Genomic DNA, 2,461 nt, shown 5'->3' with positions numbered 1-2,461 from the left:
TCGACCAAGCGCGAGCCACAGTCCTCCAGGGGTTAGAGATCACCAGGGATTGCCGGTATCAGCACGGCATTGGCTGGGCTCAGCGGGCTCTGGGCCGTATTGCCCAGGTAAGCGGGGCTCCAGCAGAGGCTGAGACTCATTACATGGCGGCGCTGCAGACCTTTACCTCGACCCAAGGGCGTTTCGAGGTCGGGCGCACCCATCTGGCTCTTGCCGAACTCGCCCACGCGCAAGGGAACCGAGACGCTGCCACAGCGCATGCAAACAATGCCCATACGCTATTTATGGCCCTGAAGACCAGCCCTCCCAAGGTACTTGTAGACCTAGATTCGTTTGGCCAGAATTTTCGCCGTTGAGACGTGGTTACCATTTTTGTAGGCCGTTCGTTGCGTGCGTTCCTTCTTGAGCCCGCGCGGATGTTTCTGGTAGCGTCGCAGGTTGACGTACGTCGCCAGCTCTTTTAAGACGTCGGCAAGTTGCCTGGCATTCATGGTACGAAAGACCATCCAATATGGACTGGGGATGGCGACCATCATGCCGTCATACGTCTGCGCGATTTCTAACGCCAGGTAATACATGGAGATGGTCTGTTGGACCTGTGCACCCCCGTGGACCGCACGTAAGGCCGCCTTGAGCACCGCCACGGCGTTGTAGGCCAGCAACGCCAAGCAGAAACCAAACAAGGCGGCTTTGGGATAGCCCAACGCATGGACTTCGCAGGTCAATGTTTCGGTCAATTCTTGAAACATCGTTTCAATCGTCCACCGCTTGCCGTAACTTGCCGCGAGGGTCTGGGCGCTTGCGTGCCGCCTCGGGACGTTGCTCAAGAGGTGGATGGCGGCGTCCCCATCCCGGGTGGGCTCATGCAAGGCCACGGTAATACGCCGCAGGGGCATCGTGTCACCCTGGGCGTGCACGAGATCGATCCTTTGTTCGTAGACTTTCCCGGTGTCGATGGCCCCCTGGTATGTGCGCGAGCCGACCAAGGTGCCCTGCAGTTGCCCATGCTGACGAATGACAAAGCAGCCACCACGCGCGGCAATACCCCCCAGAAAATCGACCGTACAAAAGTTTCGATCCGCCACCCATAAGTCGTCTTGGGTGACCAAGGGGAGGACCTGGCCCAGCAACGACCGCTCCTGCGCGTGGCCGTCCTCGCACAAGACGACCTCGGTGGCCAGCATCTGCTGCTGATCCAACACCACCAGAATCTGGCCAGGCAACGGTGCCGCCCACGTCCGGCGCAGTTCTTCCAGGCGATGTTCACTGGCCGCGAGATGATTCCCATCGAGAATTTTCGTGTGGTATCCTGGCACCAGCGGTGGCAGCTCTGCGTGCAGCTCACCAATTACCAGGGCCGCTTGCCGTGCCGCATCCCGGACCAACTCAGCCGAGACGCACAATTCTACATGATTCAATTTATCATAGATGGCTTGATCCGAGACACCAAGCTGGTCCGCCTGCGCTTGATAGGCAGCATGCACACTGGGGTGGACACCCAGGACGACCTGGCCCATAAGATCTACCACAGACGAAAACAACACCGCGCGCGTATATTGCACTTGGGCAGTGCGGGCAAACAGCGCATCGATCCGCTCGGCATTGCACAGATGCTCCAACACGCCACGGGCCATCACACAGATCGGTCGCTGTTCCGCAAACGGTTCGAAGACTTTCCCCAGCGCCATCGACATCCTTAGCCCCTCCTTCACAGGATCTCTTCTCCTTGCGAGAGGCACAAAGTTACCAAAAAATAGCAGGACCTTGGAAGGGCTGGGGCGTAGGCTTCTTGAGCAAAGCTTCCTCGTGTTGCCGCAGACGTTCAAAGAAGGCTTCGCCGTCCATGGGCTTGACCGGACCGCTCGTGATCTCGTCATAACGGCCGTCGAGCATGGCGCGCACCTGGGCCAACTCCTCGAAATACCCGGCCATAGCGTCCTGGACAAACTCATCCGCCGCGCGTCCGGTTTCCGTGACCAGGGCGTGCAGCTTCGCTTCGACATCAGGGGTAAAATGCACTTCCATGCCTTGAGGGTACGGCATGGGGAAATCCGGTGTCAAGCATGGCGGCCATGTCGATCATGCCGGGGTCTGGCTCAACACGCGGCGCGCCTTGGCTTGCAGCACGCTGATACACTCCATGGCCGCCATGGTCGTTTCATAGTGGGGTTCTAGGAGCGAGCGGCGGATAATGGCACATGTGCCGAATGTCATTAAGATAGCCGTACCTGTTGTCCTACTGGCGGTTATGGGGGATCGCATCTTGTACTATTGAGTTCTATATGGACTAAAAGATGGCGAATCCTACACCGTCATGCATCAGTCCACCTCGCTGGGTGGCTACCTGACTAAATGCTGAGAGCCTCGTAACGTATTGATACAGAATGCATTGGTGCTTAACTTAATGCCATTCAGACATGATAGCCATTTTACGGATTCCGTCAAACATCAGAGAGTCGGC

At 57.7% G+C, this 2,461-nt stretch carries 3 protein-coding genes; 1 reads left to right on the top strand and 2 read right to left on the bottom strand.

Features of this window, described 5'->3' with window-relative positions:
• On the top strand, nucleotides 1–356 hold a 356-nt coding region (locus VJ369_RS15145; RefSeq protein WP_324092881.1), incomplete at its 5' end, for a hypothetical protein.
• Here VJ369_RS15145 and VJ369_RS15140 read toward each other — a convergent pair.
• Nucleotides 324–1,694, bottom strand: a complete 1,371-nt coding sequence (locus VJ369_RS15140) for a transposase (protein WP_324092880.1) — start codon at nucleotides 1,692–1,694, stop codon at nucleotides 324–326. The two genes, VJ369_RS15145 and VJ369_RS15140, sit on opposite strands and share 33 nt — an antisense overlap.
• Nucleotides 1,695–1,743: 49 nt before the next feature.
• Nucleotides 1,744–2,043, bottom strand: a complete 300-nt coding sequence (locus tag VJ369_RS15135; RefSeq protein ID WP_324092879.1) for a hypothetical protein — start codon at nucleotides 2,041–2,043, stop codon at nucleotides 1,744–1,746.
• Nucleotides 2,044–2,461: the final 418 nt, after the last annotated feature.

Source organism: Glutamicibacter sp. (assembly GCF_035257265.1).
In the GTDB taxonomy this organism is placed as follows: domain Bacteria; phylum Actinomycetota; class Actinomycetes; order Actinomycetales; family Micrococcaceae; genus Glutamicibacter.
The sequence above is the reverse complement of the archived record's forward strand: the minus strand, read 5'-3'. Positions and strand labels throughout refer to the sequence as shown.